Source organism: Streptomyces sp. ICC1 (assembly GCF_003287935.1).
Lineage (GTDB): Bacteria > Actinomycetota > Actinomycetes > Streptomycetales > Streptomycetaceae > Streptomyces > Streptomyces tritrimontium.
Genome location: NZ_CP030287.1, coordinates 535,609 through 560,491 on the forward strand (window position 1 = coordinate 535,609; position 24,883 = coordinate 560,491).

Sequence of the window (24,883 nt, forward strand, 5' to 3'; positions counted from 1 at the left end):
GCCGGCCGGTGGAACACAAATGATCCGCCGTACGGGTGCTACCGGGCCCGTGCGGCGGATCGTTGATATACAGGCAAGGTCCGTTGCGAGCCCCGGCTCCACCGGAGCGGCTTTGCCGCACGGCCCGTTGCGAGCCCCGGCTCCACCGGAGCGGCTTCGCCGCACAGGTAACTATGAGGAAGGCACGGCCGCCGCACGTGAGGGACACACGAGAAAGCCGGCTGCTCCTGGTGCTTCTGATCGCCATCGCGTTCGCATTGATCACGGTGGACATCAGGACGGGCGAGGAGTCGCCGGTCGACGGTGCCCGGCAGGCCGCCGCAGCGGTCTTCGGGCCGGTCGAGAAGGGCGTGGCGAGGGGTGTCGACCCGGTCGCCAACGCCATAGGGGCGGTACGGGACTCCGGCGAGCGGCACAACCGCATCGCCTCGCTGGAGCGCGAGAACGCGGCACTGAAGGCCAAGCTCGGCAGCGACGACCAGACCCGCAGCCGGATCCGCGAGCTCGACGAGATGCTCAAGCGGGCGGGCGCCGGGCAGTACGGCATCAAGGGCGCCGAGGTCATCGCCATAGGAGCGGCCCAGGGCTTCTCCTGGACCGTCACCATCGACGCCGGCAGCAAGGACGGCATCGAGCGTGACATGACCGTCCTGAACGGGGACGGACTCGTCGGACGCGTCGCCACCGTCGGCCCCGACACCGCCACCGTGGTCCTCGCCAACGACCCCGACTTCACCGTCGGCACCCGGCTGGAGAAGACCGGCGAACTCGGCTTCGCCACCGGACAGGGCGACCGCTCGCTGTCCGTGCAGATGCTCAACGGCAAGGCCAAGATCAACGAAGGTGACCGCCTCGTCACCTTCGGCTCGCGCGGCAACAAGCCCTTCGTCCCCGGCGTCCCGATCGGCGAGGTGGTCAAGGTCGACCCCTCGCGCGGCGACCTGACCCGTACCGTCTGGGTCCGCCCCTTCGTCGGCTTCTCGCGCCTGGACATCGTCGGCGTCGTGGTGATGCCCCCGCGCGAGGACCCGCGCGACGCCGTACTGCCGCCCAAGCCCGAGGCGCCCAAGCCCACCCCGACGGTCACCGTCACGGTCACGCCGTCGGCCAGCGCGCCCGGCAAGCCGGCCGACGACTAGGAGCCGACCACCATGCGCTTCAACCGGATCCTGCTCTCGGGCACGCTCGTCGTCGTCGCCCTCGTCGTCCAGGTCTCCATCCTGGGCCGGCTCCGACTTCCCGGAGCCGTCCCCGACCTGGTCCTCCTCACCGTCGTCGCCCTCGCACTCGTGTACGGATGCGTCAGCGGCGCCCTCATCGGCTTCGCCGCCGGCCTCCTCACCGACCTGGCCCCGCCCGCCGACCACGCCGCCGGACGCTACGCGCTCGTGCTCTGCGTCATCGGCTACGTCGCCGGCCTGGTCCGCCCCGACACCGGGCGGTTCCGCTCCGCCTGGGGCCCGATGCTCACCGTCGTCGGCGCCGCCTTCGCCTCCACGTTGCTCTACGCGGGCGTCGGCGCCCTGGTCGGCGACACCGCCGCCCGCCACGTGGGCCTGACCGGACTGCTCTTCACCGCGGTCCTCTACGACCTGCTGCTCGCGCCCTTCACCGTGCCGTTCATCATGGCCCTGGCCCGCCGCGCCGAGAACGACCCGATGGCCGTCGACGCCAACGGCGGGCCCCCGGCCGGCAAGGACATCGCCTCCGGCTGGCTGGCCGGCGGCACCGGACTGCGGATCGGCAGCCAGCGCGGCGGCCTGCGGATGAAGACCGCCCGCAGCCGTGCCAACCGGGCCGGCCGGATAAAGGGCGTCAAGGGCATCAAGGGTGTGAAGAGCGTCAAGAAGCTGTGAGGGAGGAGTCCGCGTGACCAACATTCCTGAGACCGGCCGCACCTCCCGGGTGCGGATCCGGCTGGTGATCATGCAGGTCCTCGTCTTCTCCCTGCTGCTCACCCTCGGCGGGCGCCTGTGGTACCTCCAGATCCGCAACGGCGACGAGTACTACCACGAGGCGAGGAGCAACCACGTCCAGCGGGTCGTCCAGCCCGCTGTGCGCGGGGCGGTCCTCGACGCCCGCGGGGTTCCGCTCGCCGACAACGAGACCCGCCTGGTCGTCTCCGCCAGCCGCACGGCGCTGATGAAGATGAAGGACCGGGGCAAGGGCGTCATGACCCGCCTCGCCGGCGTCCTGGACATGACCCCCAAGGAGGTCATGGAGAAAGTCCGCCTCTGCGACTCCGAGACCCCGGCGCCCTGCTGGAACGGCTCCCCGTACCAGCCGATTCCGATCACGCTCGAAGCCACCACGCAGCAGGCGCTGCAGCTCCGCGAACGCCCGGAGGACTTTCCCGGCGTCACCGCGGAGCCCACCGCCGTCCGCCGCTACCCGGCACCCGCCGGGGCCCGCACCGCACAGGTGCTCGGCTATCTCTCGCCGGTCACCGACGAGGAGATCCAGAAGGCCAAGGACACCGACTCGCCGCACCTGCGATCCGATCAGGTGGGCCGCTCCGGGATCGAACGCACGTATGACAAGTACCTGCGCGGCAAGGCGCAAGTCACCTCGTACGAGGTCGACAACCTCGGCCGGGTCATGCACCAGACCCAGTCCGACCCCGGCGTCGCCGGATCCACCCTCGTCACCAGCATCGACGCCCGGGTCCAGTCCGTCGCGGAATTCGAGCTGCAGCAGGCGATGAAGACCGTTCGCCAGGAGACCGACAAGATCACCGGCCGCAAGTACGAGGCCGACTCGGGCGCCGTCGTCGTCATGGAGACCAAGACCGGCCGCGTCGTCGCGATGGCCTCGCAACCCGACTACGACCCCAACGCCTGGGTCGGTGGAATCTCCGCCAAGGACTACGCCAACCTCACCAGCAAGAACTCCAACTACCCGCTGCTCAACCGGTCCATCCAGGGCCAGGCCCCCGCGGGCTCCATCTTCAAGGTGGTGTCGGCGAGCGCGGCCGTGCGGGCCGGTTACGCCTTCGACGACAAGTACAACTGCAGCGCTTCCTACAGCATGGGCAACCGGAGCTTCGCGAACTTCGAGTCGAAGGGGCACGGCCCCATCAGCCTCGGCGAGGCCCTCAAGTTCTCTTGCAACACCGTCTTCTACGCCCTCGGGCACAAGGAGTGGCAGCGCGACGGCGGCCTGAAGCCCAAGAAGGACGCCCACGACTGGTTCTACCGGACCGCCCGTGAATTCGGCCTCGGCTCCGAGACCGGGATCGATCTGCCGAACGAGGTCACCGGCCGCATCCCCGACCGCCGGTGGAAGAAGAACTTCTGGGCGGCCAACAAGGACTCCTGGTGCAAGCAGGGCAAGAAGGGCGGCACCTACGTCGAGCAGATCGCCTACGAGAGCTGTCTCGAAGGCAACCAGCTGAAGGCGTTCGACAGCATCAACTTCGCCATCGGCCAGGGCGACGTCCTCGTCACGCCCATCCAGATGGCCACCGCGTACTCCGCCATCAGCAACGGGGGCACGCTCTACGACCCCACGGTCGGCAAGGCGGTGATCAGCCCCGACGGCAAGCACGTCGAGATGATCAAGCCCAGGTCCCACGGCAGGCTGCCGATCGACGCCCAGACCGTCAGGGACCTCGACAAGGGCCTGCGCATGGTCGTCGAGCCCGGCGGCACCGCCGCCTGGCGGTTCGGCGGCTGGCCGCTGGACAAGATCCCGATGCGGGCCAAGACCGGCACCGCCCAGGTCTACGGCAAGCAGACCACCTCGTGGCTGGCGACCTACACCGACGACTTCACGATCGTCATGACGATCTCGCAGGGCGGCACCGGCTCCGGAGCCTCCGGCCCCGCCGTCCGCAACATCTACAACGCCATCTACGGCCTCGACATGGCCGGCAAGCAGGACGTGAAGAAGGCCCTGCTGCTGGGACCCGAGGCGAAACTGCCCAGGATCCGCCCCGACGGCTCCATCGACTCCCCCGAGATCCGGCCGTACGTGCCGCCGTCCCCGGAGGAGCTGGCGCCGCCCGCGCTCGCCGGCCCGCCCGCCGCGCGCCCCGCGCAGCACGACTGAGGACCGAAACAGACATGCAGACCGCGAACAAGTTCTCCGTATCCCGGTACGCGCCGGAGCGCGGGGCGATGGCCAAGCTCACCGCGCGCGACTCCGTGGTGCGCCGCCTCGACTGGCCGATACTCCTCTCCGCGCTCGCGCTCTCCCTCCTCGGCGCCCTGCTGGTGTGGTCGGCGACCCGCAACCGGACCTCGCTGAACAACGGCGATCCGTACTACTTCCTCTTCCGGCACGCCATGAACACCGGCATCGGCCTCGTGCTGATGATCGCCACCGTCTGGCTCGGCCACCGCACCCTGCGCGGCGCCGTACCGATCCTGTACGGGCTCTCCGTGGTGCTGATCCTCGCCGTGCTCACCCCGCTCGGCGCCACCATCAACGGCGCCCACGCCTGGATCGTCATCGGCGGCGGCTTCTCGCTCCAGCCCTCCGAGTTCGTGAAGATCACGATCATCCTGGGCATGGCGATGCTGCTCGCGGCCCGGGTGGACGCGGGCGACCTCGTCCACCCCGACCACCGCACGGTCGTCAAGGCGCTCTGCCTCGCCGCCGCCCCGATGGGCATCGTCATGCTGATGCCCGACCTCGGCTCCGTCATGGTCATGGTCGTCATCGTGCTCGGCGTCCTGCTGGCCTCCGGCGCCTCCAACCGCTGGGTGGTCGGCCTACTCGGCTCGGGCGCCGCCGGCGCCATCCTGATCTGGCAGCTCGGCATCCTCGACGAGTACCAGATCAACCGCTTCGCGGCCTTCGCCAACCCCGAGCTCGACCCCGCCGGCGTCGGCTACAACACCAACCAGGCGCGCATCGCGATCGGCTCCGGGGGACTGACCGGCTCCGGGCTCTTCAAGGGCTCGCAGACCACCGGCCAGTTCGTGCCGGAGCAGCAGACCGACTTCGTCTTCACGGTCGCGGGCGAGGAGCTCGGCTTCGTCGGCGCGGGGCTCATCCTCGTGCTGCTCGGCGTCATCCTCTGGCGGGCCTGCGTCATCGCCCGCGAGACCACCGAGCTGTACGGGACGATCGTGTGCGCCGGGATCATCGCCTGGTTCGCCTTCCAGTCCTTCGAGAACATCGGCATGACCCTGGGCATCATGCCGGTGGCCGGGCTCCCGCTGCCGTTCGTCTCGTACGGAGGATCGTCGATGTTCGCCGTGTGGGTGGCCATCGGGCTGCTCCAGTCGATCAGGGTGCAGCGGCCGATGTCGGCCTGACCGGACGACCGGGGGCCGCTTTCGGCCGCTCTCCCCGTTCGCCTTCACGTGGCCGTCCGTTCAGGACTAAGTTCGATTCATGGCGGATACGAAGCGCGAGATCGAGCGGAAGTTCGAGTTCTCCACGGTCAAGCAGGCCCGGCGCGGGGTGCCGGACCTGACGGGCACGGCCGCCATCGCGGCCGTCGCCGACCAGGGCACCGTCGACCTCGACGCCGTCTACTACGACACCCCCGACCAGCGGCTCGCCGCCGACGGGCTCACCCTGCGCCGCCGCACCGGCGGCAAGGACGCCGGCTGGCACCTCAAACTGCCCGTCGCCCCCGGGGTCCGCGACGAGATCACCACCCCCCTCAGCGACACCGTGCCGCCCGCGCTGACCGCCCTGCTGCGCTCACGCCTCCGCGACGCCCCGCTGGAACCGCAGGTCAGGCTCCTGTCCTCGCGCAAGGTCAGCCATCTCCTGGACGCCGGCGGAGCCCTCCTCGCGGAACTGTCCACCGACGCCGTGCGCGCCGAGCGCCAGGGCGCCACCGCCGCCTGGACCGAGGTCGAGGTGGAACTCGCCGACGGCATCGACCCCGAACTGCTCGACGCCGTCGAGAAGGCCTTCCGCAAGGCCGGACTGCGCGTCTCGGACGCGCCCTCGAAGCTCGCCCGCGCGCTGGACGAGACCGGCGCGCGGCCCCCGGCGCGCCCCGGGCCGCCCGACCCCGCCGGGGGCGCGACCGGCGCGTACGTCCTCGCGTACCTGCACGAACAGCGCGACACCCTGATCGCCCAGGACCCCGCAGTCCGCCGCGGCCTGCCCGACTCCGTCCACCAGATGCGCGTCGCCACCCGGCGGCTGCGCAGCGCCTTCAAGACCTACCGACGCGTCCTCGACCCCGCCGAGACCGGACCCGTCGGCGAGGAGCTGCGCTGGCTCGCCGCGGAGCTCGGCATCGACCGCGATCAGGAAGTCCTGCTGGAGCGGATCCAGACCCGCCTCGGCGAGCTCCCGCGCACCCTGCGGCTGGGCCCGGTCGGCGGCCGCCTGAAGATCTGGCACACCACCCGCCGCACCGGCTCGCGCAGGGCCGCCCTGGCCGCCCTCGACAGCAGGCGGTACGTGGCCCTGCTGGACGCCCTCGACGCCCTGCTGGCCGACCCGCCCCTGCGGAAGGCCGCCGGCCGGCCCGCCGAGACGGCCCTGTCCGCCGCGGTCCTCGCCGACTACGGGCGCCTCGCCGACCGGGTCGAAGGCGCCCTGGCCCTGGACCCGGGGGAGCCGCGCGACCTGGCCCTGCACGAAGCCCGCAAGGCGGCGAAGCGTGCCCGGTACGCGGCGGAGGCGGCGGCGCCCGCCCTCGGCAAGCCCGCGCGGCGCCTGGCCAAGGCGGTGAAGGCGGTGCAGAACCTGCTCGGCGACCACCAGGACAGCGTCGTCGCCCGCGAGGCCCTGCGCGGACTCGGGGTCCAGTCGGCCGGCGCGGGGGAGTCGGCCTTCACCTGGGGCGTGCTCTACGCCCGCGAGGAAGCTCTGTCCGCCCGTCGCGAGCGGGAACTGCCCGAGGTGTGGGCGGGAACCGCGGCTCAGGCGGGGGCGCTGCGCGGCTGATCTTCGGGCGGGGGGCTACCGGCCCTCGGGGTACGCTTGAGAGTCGCCCCCTGCCCGCTTCAGAAAGTCGCGTGATGACCGAGTCGGTCTTCCCTCAGCTCGAGGCTTTGCTTCCGCACGTCCAGAAGCCGATCCAGTACGTCGGCGGTGAGCTCAACTCGACCGTCAAGCCCTGGGACAGCGCCGACGTGCGCTGGGCGCTCATGTACCCGGACGCGTACGAGGTCGGGCTACCCAACCAGGGCGTCATGATCCTGTACGAGGTGCTGAACGAGCGCGAGGGCGTGCTCGCGGAGCGCACGTACAGCGTGTGGCCGGACCTCGAAGAGCTGATGCGCGAGCACAAGGTGCCGCAGTTCACCGTCGACTCCCACCGTCCGGTCGGGGACTTCGACGTCTTCGGGCTCTCCTTCTCCACCGAGCTCGGCTACACGAACATGCTGACGGCCCTGGACCTCGCGGGCATCCCGCTCGAGGCGAGGAACCGTACGGTCGACCACCCCATCGTGCTCGCGGGCGGCCACGCGGCCTTCAACCCCGAGCCGATCGCCGAGTTCATCGACTGCGCGATCATCGGCGACGGCGAGCAGGCCGTGCTCGACATGACCGAGATCATCCGCGCGTGGAAGGCCGAGGGCAGGCCGGGCGGGCGCGAGGAGGTCCTCCTGCGCCTCGCGAAGACCGGCGGCGTCTACGTGCCGGGCTTCTACGACGTGGAGTACCTGCCGGACGGCCGCATCGGCCGTGTCGTCCCGAACCGCTCCGGCGTGCCGTGGCGCGTGTCCAAGCACACGGTCATGGACCTCGACGAATGGCCCTACCCCAAGCAGCCCCTGGTCCCGCTCGCCGAGACCGTCCACGAGCGCATGTCCGTGGAGATCTTCCGCGGCTGCACCCGCGGCTGCCGTTTCTGCCAGGCCGGCATGATCACGCGCCCCGTGCGGGAGCGAAGCATCACCGGCATCGGCGAGATGGTGGAGCGCGGCCTCAAGGCGACGGGCTTCGAAGAGGTCGGCCTCCTGTCCCTGTCCTCGGCCGACCACACCGAGATCGCGGACATCGCCAAGGGCCTGGCCGACCGCTACGCGGACGACAAGGTGGGCCTGTCCCTCCCGTCGACCCGCGTGGACGCCTTCAACGTCGACCTCGCGAACGAGCTGACCCGCAACGGCCGCCGGTCCGGTCTGACCTTCGCCCCCGAGGGCGGCTCCGAGCGCATGCGCAAGGTCATCAACAAGATGGTCTCGGAAGAGGACCTGATCCGCACGGTCGCCACGGCGTACGGCAACGGCTGGCGCCAGGTGAAGCTGTACTTCATGGTCGGCCTGCCGACCGAGACCGATGAGGACGTGCTCCAGATCGGCGACATGGCGGTCAACGTCATCGCCAAGGGCCGCGAGGTCTCCGGCCAGAACGACATCCGCTGCACGGTGTCGATCGGCGGGTTCGTGCCGAAGCCGCACACCCCGTTCCAGTGGGCGCCGCAGCTGTCGGCGGAGGAGACGGACGCCCGCCTGGGCAAGCTCCGGGACAAGCTCCGCGGGGACAAGAAGTACGGGCGCTCCATCGGCTTCCGCTACCACGACGGCAAGCCGGGCGTCGTCGAGGGCCTGCTGTCCCGCGGCGACCGCCGCGTCGGCGACGTCATCCGCGCCGTGTACGAGTCGGGCGGCCGCTTCGACGGCTGGCGCGAGCACTTCTCGTACGACCGCTGGATGCAGGCGGCGGAGAAGACGCTGCCGGCCCACGGCGTGGACGTGGCCTGGTACACGACGCGCGAGCGCACCTACGAGGAGGTCCTGCCCTGGGACCACCTGGACTCGGGCCTCGACAAGGACTGGCTCTGGGAGGACTGGCAGGACGCCCTCGACGAAACCGAGGTCGAGGACTGCCGCTGGACCCCGTGCTTCGACTGCGGCGTGTGTCCTCAGCTCGATACGAGCATCCAGATCGGCCCGACGGGCAAGAAGCTGCTGCCGCTGTCGGTGGTGAAGTGACCCGGGGCTGAGGCCCGCCCCGTCTGTGCCCCCCACCGGGAACGGTGGGGGGCACATTCATGTGAAGGGGAGGCCCCGGGGAACGGCGCGGGGGCGTGGTGTGTCCTTAGGGGCATGGAACTGGAGAAGTCGCAGCCGTTGCCGCAGGGTGACGGGTGCCTGGTCGGGGTCGTGCGGATCCCCGTGAAGATCGTGGCCGTGCTGATCGTGCTGCCCGTACGGGTGGTCTGGGACCTGCTCGTCGCGTTCGCGCGGCTGCTGAACCGCAGCGTCCTCGGACCGGTGGGGCGGGGGCTGCGCTGGTTCCACGAACAGGCCGTGCTGCCGGTGCTGCGCGGGATCGGGTGGCTGGTCGGGGGACTGCTCAAGCTGGTCTTCTATTGGCCCTGGGTGGGGCTCTGGCGGTACGTCATGGTCCCCGTGGGGCAGGCCGTCCTCGCCTACCTGCTGCGGCCGGCGGGCCGGGCGCTCGGGTGGGCCGGCCGGGTGCTGGCGACCGGGCTGTGGCGGTACGTGCTGGTGCCGCTCTGGGAGTACGTGCTCGCGCCGGTCGGGCGCGGGACCGCCCGGCTGGTCGCCGGCGGCGTGCGGTACCTGGTGGTCCTGCCGGCGCGGGCGCTGTGGCGGTACCTCCTGGTCCCGCTCGGGCACGGACTGCTCTGGCTGGCCCGGGGGATCGCGGCCGTCGTGACCTGGCTGGTCATGGCGGTGTTCGTCTGGCCCTGGGCCGCGCTGTGGCGGTACGTCCTCGCCCCGGTCTGCCGGGGGCTGTACGCCTACCTGCTCGCCCCGCTCGGTCGGCTGCTCGTCAGCGCCTGGCACCTCGCGGGCCGCGCGAGCCGGGCGCTGGGGCGCGGGCTCGTCCGGATCTGGCGGTGGCTCGTCGTGCGGCCCGCCGCCTGGCTGCTCCGCCACGTGCTCACTCCCGCCGCGAACGCCGTCCGCCGCGCGGCCCGCGCGGTGCACCGGCAGGCCATCGCCCCCGTCGGCCGCACCCTGCGCGCCCTGTGGCACACCTCCCGCCTCGCGGTCCGCGAGGCGCGGGCCGACGTACGGAGGGCGCTGTTCGGTGGCCCGCCCCGGGAACCGGCGAGGTCACGGGCGCGTACTCTGGGTAGTAACAGAGCCGCAGGCGACGCGCCCGCCCCCGAGAGCCCCCTGTACAAAACGCAGGGGTGAGCCGGCGGGCACGGCGTGGCCGGCAGGCCCCACAGACCTCAGGGCGACGCGCGAGCGCGGAGCCCCGCACAAGGAGAAGAACCACTGGGCAAGCGACAGCCCGAAGGCCCGCCTCCCGCACCGGTGGTGCAGCGCATTCGACTGCGCTACACCAAGCGCGGCCGCCTCCGGTTCACCAGTCACCGGGACTTCCAGCGCGCCTTCGAGCGGGCACTGCGCCGCTCCGAGGTGCCCATGGCGTACTCGGCGGGCTTCACCCCGCACCCGCGCGTCTCGTACGCGAACGCCGCCCCGACCGGGACCGGCAGCGAGGCCGAGTACCTGGAGATCGCCCTCGCGGAGCGCCGCGACCCGGCGAAGCTCCGCGAACTGCTCGACGAATCGATGCCGCTCGGCCTCGACATCATCGACGCCGTGGAGGCCCACACCTCCGGTCTCGCCGACCGGCTGACGGCCTCCGTCTGGGAGCTGCGCCTGGACGGCGTGGAGCCCGCGGACACCGAGCGGGCCGTCGAGGCCTTCCTCGCCGCCGAGAGCGTGGAGGTCCAGCGCCGCACCAAGAACGGCATGCGGACCTTCGACACGCGCGGCGCCGTGGTCAGTCTGGAAGTGGTTCCCACTTCGGCCACCGCGGCGGCTGATAGGCCCCTGGACAATGCTTGTGCGATACTGCGGCTGGTTGTTCGGCATCTGACACCTGCCGTGCGACCCGACGACGTCCTGTCCGGTCTCCGAACCGTGGCCGACCTAACGCCGCCGGTCCCCGCAGCGGTGACCAGGCTGGCGCAGGGGCTCTTCGATGAGGAGTCCGGCACGGTGACCGACCCGCTCGCGCCCGACCGCGAAGCTGCGACGACGGCCCCACCCACGGCCGCCGTAGCCGCCGACGCGAAGGCGCCGGAAGGTCCCTCCGCGTAGGGATCGTCGTCGTCGCGCAGCCCTGGCACTCGGGAGCCACCTGGGTCGGGCCGCGCACAGACTTGAAGACTTCCGCCAGGCCGTACGGACTACCACGTACGGAACCGGCGGCCATTGAACTGAGCTCCCGTGTGGCGAACGCGCCCCGGAGGCCGGCTCCTCGCTCATCGTGCGGAGCCGTGCCGGACCGGAAGTCAGCCGCGGCGCCCGGGAGCGTGACGGGAGAAACCCCGCATGCTCAACAACGAAAACGACAACACCGCCAACAGCGCAGCCGCCGACACCGGCAGCCCGAGTGACAACCTGCCTCCGCGCAGGCGCCGGCGTGCCGCTTCCCGGCCGGCCGGCCCGCCCGGCGGCGCCGTGACGCCCGCCGAGGCCGCTCCGGCTCCTGCGGCCGAGGCCGCTCCCGCCGAGGAGGCCGCTCCGGCCGCCGCCCCGCTCGTACCCGTCGCCGTGCGACCCGCGCCGTGGCCGCCCCCGAGGCGCCGGTCGTCGAGGCCGCGCCGGTCGTGGCCGAGGCTCCGGCCGCTCCCGCCGTCGAGGAGGCCGCCGCCCCCGCGCCGCGTGCCCGTCGCCGTGCCACCCGTGCCGTGGCCGCCCCCGAGGCGCCCGCCGCCGAAACCGCCGCCCCGGCTGCCGAGGCCGCTCCCGCCGAGGAGGCCGCTCCGGCCGCCGCCCCGGCTCGTACCCGTCGCCGTGCGACCCGCGCCGTGACCGCCCCCGAGGCGCCGGTCGCGGAGGCCGCGCCGGCCGCTCCCGAGGCTCCGGCCGCCGTGGTCGAGGCTCCGGCCGTCGAGGAGGCCGCTGCCCCCGCGCCGCGTGCCCGTCGCCGTGCCACCCGCGCCGTGACCGCCCCCGAGGCGCCGGTCGCCGAGGCCGCGCCGGTCGTGGTCGAGGCTCCGGCCGCTCCTGCCGTCGAGGAGGCCGCCGCTCCCGCGCCGCGATCCCGTCGCCGTGCCACCCGCGCCGTGACCGCCCCCGAGGCGCCCGCCGCCGAAGCCGTCGTCGAGGAGGCCGCCGCCCCGGCGGCCGCGGCCGGCAAGGCCACCGTCACCGTCGCCGACGCCGTGGACTCCCCGAAGCGCGGCGGCCGCCGCCGCGCCACCCGTACCACCACGACCCCGGCCGCCGCCCCGGCGCAGCCCGTGGCCGCGGCCCCCGCCGAGGAGCCCGCCGCCCCGGCGCCGGCCAGGGGCGGCCGCCGCGCGGCGCGCCCCGCCGTCGCCGTGTTCCAGGCCCCGGTCTTCGCCGAGCCGATGTTCCAGACCCCGGAGACCGCTGCCATGGCCGCCGCTGCCGCCGCCGCTTCGGTGGACGAGGCCGAGGAGGACGAGGACGCCGAGCTCGAGGCCGAGGTCGTCGAGGCTCCCGTCGCGCAGCCCGCCGGCCGTCGCCGCCGCCGTGGCCGCGGCGCCGCCGAGCCCGTCGCCGCTGAGGTCCAGGCCCCGGCCGCGCCGTCCGGCCCGGTCACGCTGGCCGACGTAGAGCTGGTCGAGGAGGAGTCCGAGGCAGCCGAGCTCGACGAGGACGACAGCGACGAGTCGGGCGACCGCCCGTCGCGCCGCCGCCGTCGCGGTGGCCGTCGCCGCCGCCGCGGTGAGACCGCCGACCTCGACGAGTCCGCCGAGGAGGAGGCCGAGACCGAGTCCGCCGAGGAGGCGGACGAGGAAGACGCCGAAGAGGACGAGGACAACGGGCCGCTCGGCTCCAGCTCCAGCCGTCGTCGCCGTCGTCGTCGTCGCCGCAGCGGTGACGGCGGTACGGACGCCGAGGCGGGCGAGGACGACGGTGTGCGCACGGTCGTCAAGGTCCGCGAGCCGCGTCCGGCGCGCGAGCGCGTCGAGGCCCTGTCCACCTCCTCCGACGAGGTCCAGTCCATCAAGGGCTCGACCCGTCTCGAGGCGAAGAAGCAGCGCCGCCGCGAGGGCCGCGAGCAGGGCCGCCGCCGCGTCCCGATCATCACGGAGGCCGAGTTCCTGGCCCGCCGCGAGGCCGTCGAGCGCGTCATGGTCGTCCGCCAGGCCGGCGAGCGCACCCAGATCGGCGTCCTCGAGGACAACGTGCTCGTCGAGCACTACGTCAACAAGGAAGAAGCCACCTCGTACGTCGGCAACGTCTACCTGGGCAAGGTCCAGAACGTGCTGCCGTCGATGGAGGCCGCCTTCATCGACATCGGCAAGGGCCGCAACGCGGTCCTGTACGCCGGCGAGGTCAACTTCGAGGCGCTCGGCATGGCCCACGGGCCGCGCCGCATCGAGTCCGCCCTCAAGTCCGGCCAGTCGGTCCTGGTGCAGGTCACCAAGGACCCGATCGGCCACAAGGGCGCCCGCCTGACCAGCCAGGTCTCGCTGCCCGGCCGCTACCTGGTCTACGTGCCCGAGGGCTCGATGACCGGCATCAGCCGCAAGCTGCCCGACACCGAGCGCGCGCGCCTGAAGACCATCCTCAAGAAGATCGTCCCCGAGGACGCGGGCGTCATCGTGCGCACCGCCGCCGAGGGCGCGAGCGAGGACGAGCTGCGCCGCGACGTCGAGCGCCTGCAGGCCCAGTGGGAGGACATCCAGAAGAAGTCGAAGATGATCTCGACCTCTTCGCCGAGCCTCCTGTACGGCGAGCCGGACATGACCGTCCGCGTCGTGCGCGACATCTTCAACGAGGACTTCTCGAAGGTCATCGTCAGCGGTGACGGCGCCTGGGAGACCATCCACGGCTACGTGAACCACGTGGCTCCGGACCTGTCCGACCGGCTGTCGCGCTGGACCTCCGAGGTCGACGTCTTCGCGACGTACCGGATCGACGAGCAGCTCGCCAAGGCGCTCGACCGCAAGGTGTGGCTGCCCTCGGGCGGCTCGCTTGTGATCGACAAGACCGAGGCGATGATCGTCATCGACGTCAACACCGGCAAGTTCACCGGTCAGGGCGGCAACCTCGAGGAGACCGTCACCAGGAACAACCTGGAGGCGGCCGAGGAGATCGTGCGCCAGCTGCGGCTGCGCGACCTCGGCGGCATCGTGGTCATCGACTTCATCGACATGGTCCTGGAGTCCAACCGCGACCTGGTCCTGCGGCGCATGCTGGAGTGCCTGGGCCGTGACCGCACCAAGCACCAGGTGGCCGAGGTCACCTCGCTGGGCCTGGTCCAGATGACCCGCAAGCGGGTGGGCCAGGGTCTGCTGGAGTCCTTCTCCGAGACCTGCGTCCACTGCAACGGCCGCGGTGTGATCGTGCACATGGAGACCCCGACCGTGGTCGGCGGCGGTGGCAACGGCAAGCGTTCCAAGCGCCGCGGCGGCCAGGCCGGCGGGCACGAGCACGACCACGACCACGAGACCGAGGCCGTGGACACCGCCGAGAGCGATGTCTACGAGGTCGAGTCCGAGGCCGAGTTGGCTGCCGAGGTCGCCGCGCCGTTCGCGCTGCCCGAGCCGGCCTTCGTCGCCGACGAGGAGCTCTACGGCAGCCCGGCCGAGGCCGAGGCCGCCGCGGGCGTCAGCGGCCGCCGCAACCGCCGCCGCGCCACCCGCAAGGCGACCGCTCCGGCGGGCGCCCCGCGCGGTGCGGCTGTCCCGGCTCCCGCCCCCGTGGCGGAGCCGGTCGCCGAGCCGGTCGCCCTGCCCGAGGCCGAGCTGGTCGAGGTCCTCGAAGTCGCCCTGCCCGAGGTCGAGGCCGCCGTCGTGGAGCCGGTCGTGGAGGAGGCCCCCAAGGGCCGCACCCGCCGCCGTGCCACCCGTAAGGCCACCGCCTCGGCGGGTGCCCCGGCCGAGGCCGTCCAGGCCCCGGAGCCGGTCGCCGAGGCCGTCGTGGCCGAGGTCGCCCTGCCCGAGGTCGAGCCCGAGCCCGCGCCGGTCGTCGTGGAGGCCCCGGCGGAGCCCGTGGCCGAGGCCGCACCGGCCCGTCCGCGCCGCCGTGCCACCCGTAAGGCCACCGCACCGGCCGGTTCCCCGGCGGGCGCGGAGGCGGCCGTGCTGGTCGTCGAGGCGCCCGTGGAGGCCCCGGTGGAGGCCCCGGCCGAGGCCGTCGTCGAGGAGGCCGCCCCGGCGGCTCCCGCCAAGAAGGCGGTCCGCAAGACGGCCGCCAAGAAGGCGACGACGACCGCGGCGAAGAAGGCCCCGGCCAAGAAGGCGGCGACCGCCAAGAAGACCGTCGCCAAGAAGGCGGCGACGGCCAAGACGGCCGCGAAGAAGACCGTTGCGAAGCGGGCGACGAAGAAGACCGCGGCGGCCGAGCAGCAGACGCTGCCCTCCGTCTCGGCTCCGACCGAAGCCTGATCCGCTCCAACGCCGTGGGCCCCGCCGAGAGGCGGGGCCCACGGCCTTGCGGGACCCGGTTTGACCCTCCGGTACCGGCCCCGTAACCTAGACCGTCGGCGTGTCTTAGACGATTACGTTTAAAACGCGCCGCACTCCTGAGCACCTTCCTCCCGCTGAGCACCACGTGCGGGAGAGGCCGCTCGTCCAATCCGGATCGGTGTGGTCCTGCCCTCGTGGCGGGTCCTGCCTGAGCGGCTGGCTTCAGGAGTACCCGCCCCGAGTGAGAGAGAGATCCGCGTGTACGCCATCGTGCGCAGCGGTGGCCGCCAGCACAAGGTTGCTGTCGGTGACATCGTTGAGGTTGACAAGATTCCCACCGCCAAGGTTGGCGACACGGTCGAGCTCTCGACCCTGCTCGTTGTCGACGGCGAAGCCGTGACCAGCGACCCGTGGGTCCTGGCCGGCGTCAAGGTCACGGCTGAGATCGTGGACCACCACAAGGGCGTCAAGATCGACATCCTGCGTTACAAGAACAAGACCGGCTACCGCCGTCGCCAGGGTCACCGCCAGCAGTACACGGCGATCAAGGTCACCGGTATCCCCGCGGCTGCGAAGTAAGAGGGACTGAGACATGGCACACAAGAAGGGCGCATCGTCCACCCGGAACGGGCGCGATTCCAATGCTCAGCGGCTCGGCGTGAAGCGCTTCGGCGGTCAGGTCGTTTCCGCTGGTGAGATCCTCGTCCGCCAGCGCGGCACCCACTTCCACCCCGGTTCGGGTGTCGGTCGTGGTGGCGACGACACGCTGTTCGCGCTGCTGGCCGGTTCGGTCCAGTTCGGCACGCACCGTGGCCGCAAGGTCGTCAACATCGTTCCGGCTGCCTGATTCAGCTTCCGCTGAACCAGTAGTACCCGAAACATCCCGAGGGCGGATCTCAACTCTTCCCGGCGCGAGCCGGGAAGAGAGGTCCGCCCTCGGCGCGTTGTCACATAGACACGTTTAATGGGCAGCAAGGCCTGCCCGGGACATTCCCGTATGTATCTGGAGGATCACCCATGACCACCTTCGTGGACCGCGTCGAGCTGCACGTCGCCGCGGGTAACGGGGGCCACGGCTGCGCCTCCGTTCACCGGGAGAAGTTCAAGCCGCTCGGCGGCCCCGATGGCGGCAACGGCGGCCGTGGCGGCGACGTCATCCTGGTGGTGGAGCAGGCTGTCACCACCCTGCTGGACTACCACCACAGCCCCCACCGCAAGGCCACCAGCGGCAAGCCCGGCGAGGGCGGCAACCGCTCCGGCAAGGACGGCCAGGACCTGGTCCTGCCCGTGCCGGACGGCACCGTCGTCCTCGACAAGGAGGGCAACGTCCTCGCCGACCTCGTCGGCCAGGGCACCACCTACGTGGCCGCCGAGGGCGGCCGCGGCGGCCTCGGCAACGCCGCGCTGTCCTCCGCCCGCCGCAAGGCGCCCGGCTTCGCGCTCCTCGGCGTCCCCGGCACCGGCGGCGACGTCATCCTGGAGCTCAAGACCGTCGCCGACGTGGCGCTGGTCGGTTTCCCGAGCGCGGGCAAGTCCTCGCTGATCTCGGTGCTCTCCGCGGCCAAGCCGAAGATCGCGGACTATCCCTTCACCACCCTCGTCCCGAACCTGGGCGTCGTCACCGCCGGCTCGACGGTCTACACGATCGCCGACGTCCCGGGCCTCATCCCGGGCGCCAGCCAGGGCAAGGGCCTCGGCCTGGAGTTCCTGCGCCACGTCGAGCGCTGCTCGATCCTCGTGCACGTCCTGGACACCGCCACCCTGGAGTCCGACCGCGACCCGGTCGCCGACCTCGACGCCATCGAGGAAGAGCTCCGGCTCTACGGTGCCGGCCTGGAGAAGCGCCCGCGGCTCGTCGTCCTGAACAAGGTCGACATCCCGGACGGCCAGGAGCTCGCCGACATGGTCCGCCCGGACCTGGAGGCCCGCGGCTACAAGGTCTTCGAGGTCTCCGCGCTCTCGCGCACGGGTCTCAAGGAGCTGTCCTTCTTCCTCGCCGAGGTCATCGCGAAGTCCCGCGCCCGCAAGCCGAAGGAGGAGGCGACCCGTATCGTCATCCGCCCGAAGGCCGTGGACGACAGCGGCTTCACCATCACCTACGACGAGGTCGAGGACGTCTACCGGGTGCGCGGCGAGAAGCCGGAGCGCTGGGTCCGCCAGACCGACTTCAACATCGACGAGGCCGTCGGCTACCTCGCGGACCGTCTCAACCGCCTCGGTGTCGAGGAGGCGCTGCGCAAGGCCGGTGCCCGTGCCGGCGACGGCGTCGCCATCGGGTCCGACGAGAACGCGGTCGTCTTCGACTGGGAGCCGACCATGATGGCCGGCGCCGAGATGCTGGGCCGCCGCGGTGAGGACCACCGCCTCGAGGCGCCGCGTCCGGCCACCACGCGCCGCAAGGAGAAGGAAGCCGAGCGGGACACCGCGCAGAAGGAGTACGACGAGTTCCGTCCCTTCTGATCGGTCCCCGTCGGGATCCGGGCCGTGCTCACGGTCCGGATCCCGTCGGCCCGCGGGATTCCGCTTCCCGCCCCTTCCGTGGGGTGATCTTGAAGCTGTGTTTACCCGGGTGGCCTAGGATCCACGGGTGACGAGCACCCAAACCCCCACAGTCTCCGTCGTGGTGATCGCGTACAACGACGCCAGGCTGGTGGGCGAGGCCGTTTCCTCGGCCCTCGCCCAGGGTCCGGTTGTCGCCGAAGTGATCGCGGTCGACGATGCCTCAGCCGACGGCACCGCGCAGGTGCTGGACGAGCTGGCAGCCCGCCACCCCCGCCTGAAGGTCGTGCGCCGCACGGAGAACAGCGGGGGCTGCGGCACCCCGCGCAATGACGGGATCGCTGCCGCGAGCGCCCCGTACGTCCTGTTCCTGGACAGTGACGACGTCCTGCCCCCGGGTGCGGTCGACGCACTGGTGCGCGCCGCCGGGGAGCACCGGGCGCCGGTCACCGTCGGCGCCTGTGTGCGCAGGGAGCTGCCCGAGGGCCGCGACGTGCCCTGGGTGCCCGGCCTGTACACCCCGGGCGAGGTCATCGAGACCCCCGCCGACCGGCCGGAGCTGGTCCGCGACACCCTCTGCGTCAACAAGCTGTACGACCGGGCGTTCCTGGACGAGCACGGGATCCGCTTCCCCGACGGCCGGTTCGTCTACGAGGACTTCGTCTTCACCGCCCGCGTGCTCGCCGCCGCCCCGCGCATCGCGGTGATCGGCGACCTCGTCTACGTGTGGCACGTGCGCCGCGACGCCGCCCGGGTGTCGATCTCCCTGGACCGCAAGGACGTCGGCAACTGGCGGGCCCGTGTGGAGGCCCACCGCACGGCCTCCCGCGTCATCACCGGGTCCTCGCCCCTGCTGGGCCGCGCCTGCCAGGTCAAATTCCTCGAGTACGACCTGCGCATGTACCTGCGCGAGCTCGGCAAGGACCCCGAGTACCAGTCCGCCTGGTGGCGGCTGACCCGCGATTACCTCGCCGGTTTCGCCGACGCCGACATCGAGGCCGCCGGTGCACACGCGCGCTGGATCGTACGGGTGCTGCGCGCCACCGAGGCCCCGCCCGCACCCGACGACCTCCTCCGCCTCACCCGCTTCGCGGCCGACCCGCCCCGGCTGCTTCCCCCGTACGCGACCGGCGCCGACGGGACACCGGTGTGGAGCGGGACCCTGCCGGTGGAGCTGGACGGGCTGGACGGGCTCGCGACCAGCGAGCTCCCCGTCACCGTCGACGCCGAGCCGAGCGGCTACGCCGGGATCCGGCTGCGCGTGCACGACTTCTACGGACGCCTCGCCGCGGCCGGCCCGCGCACCGTCCAGCTGCGCTTCCTGCCCCGGGGCGACCCCGGCAAGCCGCTGGTCTCCGAGCCGGTCGCGCTGACCCCCTCGGCGGACGGCGGCCACTGGACCGCGGAGCTGCCCTTCCGGCTGACCACGCTGGCCGCCCTCGGGCGCGGCGAGGGCCGGCGCGGGATGCAGGCCTGGGACGTGAAGGTGGGCGTGGAGTGCGCCGACGGGAGCTCCCTGCTCACCTCCCCGCGCCCCCTGGGCAGCCTGCTGCACCGGCGGATGCTGCCCAGCAGCCGGTACGGTGTGCTGTTGGCCCAGCCTTACCGCACGGCCGGCGGATCGCTGGCGCTGCGGCTCGCGCCGGGTGCCGCGGGAGTCGCGAGCCTCGCGCGCAGTCGCATGTACCGGGTCCGCAGGAGGGTCCGCTAGGTCCAAGGCCCGGCCGCGGCCGACTGCGGACGACTGCGGCCGGTCGCGGTCCGCCGCGGCAAGAGACACGACAGAGAACTAAGGAGTTACGCATGACGTTCCTGATCACTGGTGGTGCCGGTTACATCGGGGCGCACGTCGTCCGCGCGATGCTGCTCGCGGGCGAGGAGGTCGTGGTGGTCGACGACCTCTCCACGGGCAACGCCGACCGCGTCCCGGAAGGCGTACCGCTGGTGGTCGGTTCCGTGCTGGACCGGCAGGTCCTGGACGAGACCTTCGCCCGGTACGAGATCACCGGCGTGGTCCACCTCGCGGGCAAGAAGCAGGTCGGCGAGTCCGTCGAGAAGCCGCTGCACTACTACCACGAGAACGTGCACGGCCTCACGGTCCTGCTCGGGGCCGTGGCCGCCGCCGGCGTCCGCAACTTCCTCTTCTCCTCCTCCGCGTCCGTGTACGGGATGCCCGACGTCGACCTCGTCACCGAGGACACCCCCTGCCTGCCGCTGAGCCCGTACGGCGAGACGAAGCTGGCCGGCGAGTGGCTGGTCCGCGCCGCGGGCAAGGCCCACGGGATCTCCACCGCCTGCCTGCGCTACTTCAACGTGGCGGGCGCCGCCACCCCGCAGCTCGCCGACACCGGGGTCTTCAACCTGGTCCCGATGATCTTCGAGCGCTTCGACAAGGGCGAGGGCGCCCGGATCTTCGGCGACGACTACCCGACCCCGGACGGCACCTGCATCCGCGACTACATCCACGTCGCGGACCTCGCGGAGGCCCACGTCGTGGCGGCCCGCAAGCTCGTCGAGTGGGGCGCGCAGGGCGAGTACAAGGACCTGACGGTCAACATCGGCCGCGGCGAGGGCGTTTCCGTCCGCGAGATGGTCGAGATCGTGAACGAGACCACCGGGCACACCGATGCCGCCTACGCGCCCGCGGTCTCCCCGCGGCGGGCCGGCGACCCGGCGAAGGTCGTCGCCTCCGCCGACCGGATCACGGCCGAGCTGGGCTGGAAGGCCCGCCACGACGTGCGCGAGATGATCACCTCGGCCTGGGAGGGCTGGGAGGCCCGCACCAAGGCCTGACCCGCCGAGGCGGGCGGCGCCACCGGCGCCGCCCGCGCGGGCCGTCACCGCGTACGAAGCCGCCCGCCCCGGAAACGACCGGGGCGGGCGGCTTCGTACGCGGTGACGGGACCAGCCCGTCGGGATCAGCGCTCCAGGAAGGAGAACAGCCCTTCCCACCGGTCGGTGATCTCGGCGCTGGAATAGCGCTGCACGTGGCGGAAGGCGGTGTCGCCGAGCCGGTCGCGCAGTTCGCGGTCGGACATCAGCAGGTTCAGCTGCCCGGCGAGCTCCATCGTGTTGCCGAGCCGGGCCAGCAGCCCGTCCTCGCCGTGCTCCACGATTTCCCGCACGCCCGGCGCGCAGTCGAAGGCGGCCACCGGTACGCCCGCCGCCATCGCCTCCAGCAGCGTGATCGGGAACCCCTCGGCGCGCGAGGCCTGCGCGAAGACGGAGGCCCCGCGCAGCGCGCCCAGCACGTCGTCGGTGCTGCCCATCCATTCCACGGAGTCCTCGACTCCGAGCTCGGCGGCGTGCGCCCGCAGCACGGGCTCCTCCACGCCGGCCCCGTAGATCCGCAGGATCCAGCCGGGGTGCTGCGGCGCCGCGTCCGCCCACGCGTCGAGCAGCAGGTCCACGCCCTTCTCGAAGGCGAGGCGGCCGACGCTCGCCACGACCTTCTCGGTGCGCGGCGCGGGGGAGTCGGGCATGAACGGCAGCGGGTTCGGCATGCTGGCGACGTTCTCCATGCCCGCCCGGATCCAGAGGTCCGCGTCCTCGGGGGTCAGCACGAGCATCCGGTCGACGTCCGCGTAGAGGCGGCGGACCCGCTGTCCCCGGGTGGACTTCTGGCTGGCCTCGAAAGACTCGTGGCTCATGCCGATGACGGTGAACCCCTTGGTGTCGGCGAGGGCCACCCACTCCATCGCCCAGACCTGGGTCACGATCAGGACGCCCCCGGGACGGGCCGCGCGCAGCAGCTCGTTCAGCTGCTCCGCCTTGGCCCGCATCTTCGCCCGGCGGACCGACTGGCGGCGCCGCTCGGGCGCGTTGAGGCGGCCCTTGATGCCGTGCAGCCGGCGCGCCGCGGGGGGCGCCGCGTCGTACAGCGTGGTCGTCGCGTACGGCAGTTCGGCGGGCAGCTTCTGCCGGATCTCCTCGGCGACGGGGGCGATACCCACCACGTGCACCCGGTGCCCGCGCTCGCTGAACAGCCGGGCCATCTGGTGCGACCAGGTCGTCACGCCGCCGAGCTCGTCGACGCTGTTGGAGACGAGGAAGATGTCCCGTCCGCCGACGGGGCCCTGTTCCGCGGCCTGGATGGCCTGCCCGGAGGCGGTCCGTGTGCTCACTTGCCGCTCCTGGTGAAGAACTTCTCGACGATCCGGGCGGCCGCGTCCCCGCGGTCGTACTCGCCGAACTCGGTGAGGAAGCGCTGGCGCGCCTCGGCGTACTTGGCGTCCGCCTCGTCGAACGCGGCGAGGGCCTGCAGCAGTTCGTCCGCCGTGGCCACGACCGGGCCCGGGGCCTTCTCCTTCAGGTCGAAGTAGGTGCCGCGGATGTCGTTCGCGTACTTCTCGTAGTCGTAGGCGAAGAACAGCATCGGCCGGTCCAGGACCGCGTAGTCGAACATCACGGACGAGTAGTCGGTGATCAGCCCGTCGGCGAGGGCGAGCAGCGGCGTGATGTCGTGGTGCTTGGACACGTCGATGACCCGGCCGGCGACGGACGGCGGCAGCGTGACGCTGTTGAGGTAGTGGGTGCGCACCAGCAGCGTGAAGCGGTCGCCGAGCCGGTCGGCGAACTCCTCCACGTCGAAGGGGAACTCGAACCCCTCGACCGCGCCGTCCGCGTTCGCCCGGAAGGTGGGCGCGTACAGCAGCACCTTCTTCTCCGGGTCGATCCCGAACTCGCCGGCCAGCGGCCCGCGCACCCGCTCGCCGCTGTGCGCCTCGGAGCGGTGCGCCGCGACCAGGGCGTCGTTGCGCGGGTAGCCCGTGCGCAGCAGCACCTCGTCGCGCAGCCGGAAGCCCTTGGCGAGAGTGCGCGCGTCGTGCTCGGAGCGGATCAGGAAGTGGTCGAAGCGGTCGACGGCCGCCTGGAAGCGGCGCTGGCCGGCCCGGTCCTGGGCCTTGGTGCGGGGCTCGTGGAAGCCCATCCGCTTGAGCGCGGAGCCGTGCCAGGTCTGGATGTACGTGGTCCCCGGGCGCTTGGTCAGCGCCAGCGGGAAGCCCTGGTTGTCGACCCAGTACTCGGCCTGGGCCAGGGCGCGCAGGTACGGCCAGCTCCAGCGCCGCACCAGGGTGGCGCCCTTGGGGAAGCCCGTGGGCTTGCCGCCCGCGTACGACCAGATCGCCTCGAAGGGCACGCCCTGGCGCACCATCTCCTCGTAGATCGCCTTCGGGCTGTCGCTGTACTGCTTGCCCATGTGGCTCTCGAAGACGACGGTGCCCTTCTTGACCGGCAGCTTCGAGAAGACCTCGTGGTAGACCTTGACCTTCTGCTCGCCCGAGCCGAGGTTGCGGCGGGTCCGCAGTGCCTTGCGCAGACCCCGCTTGACCAGGCCGGCGGCCTTGCCGTGCATCGCGCTGTTGATCAGCGTCTGAGTGCGCACGGCCGCGGCGCCCTCGGCGGTCAGGACGTAGGAGAGGTTGCCCTTTTTGGTCACCTCGGGCTCGAAGCGGTCGGAGACCAGCCGGGTCAGGCGGGGGCGCACGCGCAGCCGGGCCGCCTTCTCCAGATCGACGCCGCCGACGGAGACGCGGGTGGTCAGCCGGGAGCCGCCGGCCGTCAACTTCAGGCGTACGTCCCAGACGGCGTCGATGATGCCGAAGGGGCGGACGGTGCTCCCGATGTCGGCCGTGACGTTCCACTCGATCGTGTCACCGGCGTGGCGCACGGTTGACACCGGGAAGCTGAAGGAGCGGACCCCGATCTGCCGGCGGGCTCGGAATTCGAGCGAGGCCTTCAGTTCCGCTTCGGGACGGATGCGGCCCAGCGGGTTCACGACGGCGCCCGACAGCGTGACGGTGCCGCGGCCGTCGTCCTCGTACGAGGTGAGGCGGTTGCCCAGGGCGAGGGAGGTGAGCGCCGTGGTGGCGAAGCCCTGGTCGGTGACGTCCAGTATCCGCCGGCCCTCGGCGTCGTCGAGATGGGCGGCGCACCAGTAGACGCGGCCGTCGCGCTCGGCGAGCGGGGAGGTGAGCCGGCCCTTGTTGGTCATGGCGTCGGCGGCCGGGAGGAGGTTGTCCCAGTCCTGCTTGCCCAGCAGGTAGGCGCAGATGGCCTGGAGGTTCGTGACGTGCTCGTACGCGGCCGGGTCGATGCCGGCCAGGTAGCCGTTGGCGAGCCGGGCGAACTCCTGGCGGTAGGCGTCACCGAGCAGGGGCAGGTCCCGCAGGTGCAGCACCAGGTCGTGCTTGAGGAACTTGGCGTCCTTCGCGGACTTGATCTCGGTGTGGCCCTTGGCGGCCAGCAGCTCGTCGACGCGGCGGTGGATCTCCATCCGGTGGACGAAGTTCTCGATCTCGTGGCGCCGGTTGCTGATCGACTTCGCAGCGGCCTTCTCGATCACGTTCCAGAAGTAGACGTGGTTCGGGATGAGCGTGATGCGGCGGGCGGCGACGTAGGCCTGGGCGGAGAAGAGCAGGTCCTCGTAGTGGATGCCGACCGGGAACTCCAGGCCCTGTTCCAGCAGGAACGCGCGCCGGTAGCACTTGTTCGTGGAGAGGGTGTCGTAAACCAGCAGGTCGGGGAACTCGGTGATCGACTCCAGCGTGCGGGTGCGCGCGTAGATCCACGGGTACCACTCGGTGGTCTTGCCCCACCGGTTGTCCAGGTGCACGCGGACGCACATGCCCGAGACCAGGTCGGAGCCGGTCCGACGGGCGGCGTCGAGCATGTTGCGGCAGGCGTTGCGTTCGAGAACGTCGTCGCTGTCCAGGAACATGACGTACTCGCCGACGGCCTGTTTGATGCCGTGGTTGCGGGGGGCGCCGCAGCCCCCGCTGTTCTCCGGCAGCCGGAAGGCGCGCACCCTCCCCGGATGCGCGGACTCGAGCTCCTGGGCGACCGCGTAGGACCGGTCCTTGCTGCAGTCGTCGACGATCACGACTTCGACCCCGTGCAGAGTCTGGTCCAAAACCGACTGGACGGCTGTCGGCAGACGCTCTGCGTCGTTGTAGACGATGACGACCACGGAGACGTCAGGCACGTGCACCTCGATCCCTTTGATTCATTCCGCTTATCCAGTCAAAGCTACCGTGTGCCGCACTCGCCCCCGGCAGCCCCGCGACCGGCGTGCATACTTCTAAGGAAGAGGTGAGTGGCAGGTCCGGTCGCCGACAATCACCCGTTCGGACC

At 71.8% G+C, this 24,883-nt stretch carries 15 protein-coding genes and 1 pseudogene; 14 read left to right on the forward strand and 2 right to left on the reverse strand.

What is annotated here, in order from left to right; translation table 11 throughout:
- Positions 1-197: 197 nt before the first annotated feature.
- From mreC to galE, 14 genes and pseudogenes are all read left to right on the forward strand, one after another.
- Positions 198-1,139 carry a rod shape-determining protein MreC gene (gene mreC / locus DRB96_RS02540; protein ID WP_112446565.1) on the forward strand — a complete coding sequence of 314 codons (942 nt, stop codon included), beginning with the start codon at positions 198-200 and terminating at the stop codon, positions 1,137-1,139.
- A 12-nt stretch (positions 1,140-1,151) separates the two neighbouring features.
- Positions 1,152-1,856 (forward strand): rod shape-determining protein MreD, encoded by a 705-nt coding sequence (gene mreD / locus DRB96_RS02545; protein ID WP_112446566.1) that lies wholly within the window; start codon positions 1,152-1,154, stop codon positions 1,854-1,856.
- Between the two features lie 13 nt (positions 1,857-1,869).
- Positions 1,870-4,050 (forward strand): penicillin-binding protein 2, encoded by a 2,181-nt coding sequence (mrdA, locus tag DRB96_RS02550; RefSeq protein WP_112446567.1) that lies wholly within the window; start codon positions 1,870-1,872, stop codon positions 4,048-4,050.
- A 14-nt stretch (positions 4,051-4,064) separates the two neighbouring features.
- Positions 4,065-5,264, forward strand: coding sequence for a rod shape-determining protein RodA (gene rodA, locus DRB96_RS02555; protein ID WP_112446568.1), 1,200 nt, complete (start codon positions 4,065-4,067; stop codon positions 5,262-5,264).
- Between the two features lie 79 nt (positions 5,265-5,343).
- A complete protein-coding gene (locus DRB96_RS02560) occupies positions 5,344-6,864 on the forward strand; it encodes a CYTH and CHAD domain-containing protein (RefSeq protein WP_112446569.1) in 1,521 nt (506 codons plus the stop codon).
- A 71-nt stretch (positions 6,865-6,935) separates the two neighbouring features.
- A complete protein-coding gene (locus DRB96_RS02565) occupies positions 6,936-8,861 on the forward strand; it encodes a TIGR03960 family B12-binding radical SAM protein (RefSeq protein ID WP_204357617.1) in 1,926 nt (641 codons plus the stop codon).
- A 114-nt stretch (positions 8,862-8,975) separates the two neighbouring features.
- A complete protein-coding gene (locus tag DRB96_RS02570) occupies positions 8,976-10,040 on the forward strand; it encodes a hypothetical protein (RefSeq protein WP_112446571.1) in 1,065 nt (354 codons plus the stop codon).
- Positions 10,041-10,166: 126 nt separating this feature from the next.
- Positions 10,167-10,958 carry a TIGR03936 family radical SAM-associated protein gene (locus DRB96_RS02575; RefSeq protein WP_112453165.1) on the forward strand — a complete coding sequence of 264 codons (792 nt, stop codon included), beginning with the start codon at positions 10,167-10,169 and terminating at the stop codon, positions 10,956-10,958.
- A 234-nt stretch (positions 10,959-11,192) separates the two neighbouring features.
- Positions 11,193-15,229 (forward strand): annotated as a pseudogene (locus tag DRB96_RS02580) (Rne/Rng family ribonuclease).
- Between the two features lie 279 nt (positions 15,230-15,508).
- Positions 15,509-15,829 carry a 50S ribosomal protein L21 gene (gene rplU, locus DRB96_RS02585; RefSeq protein WP_112446572.1) on the forward strand — a complete coding sequence of 107 codons (321 nt, stop codon included), beginning with the start codon at positions 15,509-15,511 and terminating at the stop codon, positions 15,827-15,829.
- Positions 15,830-15,842: 13 nt separating this feature from the next.
- Positions 15,843-16,097 carry a 50S ribosomal protein L27 gene (rpmA, locus tag DRB96_RS02590; RefSeq protein WP_112446573.1) on the forward strand — a complete coding sequence of 85 codons (255 nt, stop codon included), beginning with the start codon at positions 15,843-15,845 and terminating at the stop codon, positions 16,095-16,097.
- A 170-nt stretch (positions 16,098-16,267) separates the two neighbouring features.
- Positions 16,268-17,710 (forward strand): GTPase ObgE, encoded by a 1,443-nt coding sequence (gene obgE, locus DRB96_RS02595; protein ID WP_112446574.1) that lies wholly within the window; start codon positions 16,268-16,270, stop codon positions 17,708-17,710.
- A gap of 127 nt (positions 17,711-17,837) precedes the next feature.
- Positions 17,838-19,460, forward strand: a complete 1,623-nt coding sequence (locus tag DRB96_RS02600; RefSeq protein ID WP_112446575.1) for a glycosyltransferase family 2 protein — start codon at positions 17,838-17,840, stop codon at positions 19,458-19,460.
- Positions 19,461-19,552: 92 nt separating this feature from the next.
- Complete coding sequence (galE, locus tag DRB96_RS02605; RefSeq protein WP_112446576.1) at positions 19,553-20,542, forward strand: UDP-glucose 4-epimerase GalE; 990 nt, start codon at positions 19,553-19,555, stop codon at positions 20,540-20,542.
- Positions 20,543-20,667: 125 nt separating this feature from the next.
- Here the strand turns inward: galE and DRB96_RS02610 are convergent, their stop codons facing one another.
- Together DRB96_RS02610 and DRB96_RS02615 are read right to left on the reverse strand one after the other, a co-directional pair.
- Positions 20,668-21,873, reverse strand: a complete 1,206-nt coding sequence (locus DRB96_RS02610) for a glycosyltransferase (protein ID WP_239515991.1) — start codon at positions 21,871-21,873, stop codon at positions 20,668-20,670.
- Entirely contained in the window at positions 21,870-24,740 is a 2,871-nt protein-coding gene (locus DRB96_RS02615) for a bifunctional glycosyltransferase family 2 protein/CDP-glycerol:glycerophosphate glycerophosphotransferase (RefSeq protein ID WP_112446577.1), read from the reverse strand. The genes DRB96_RS02610 and DRB96_RS02615 overlap by 4 nt, the downstream gene beginning before the upstream one ends.
- Positions 24,741-24,883: the final 143 nt, after the last annotated feature.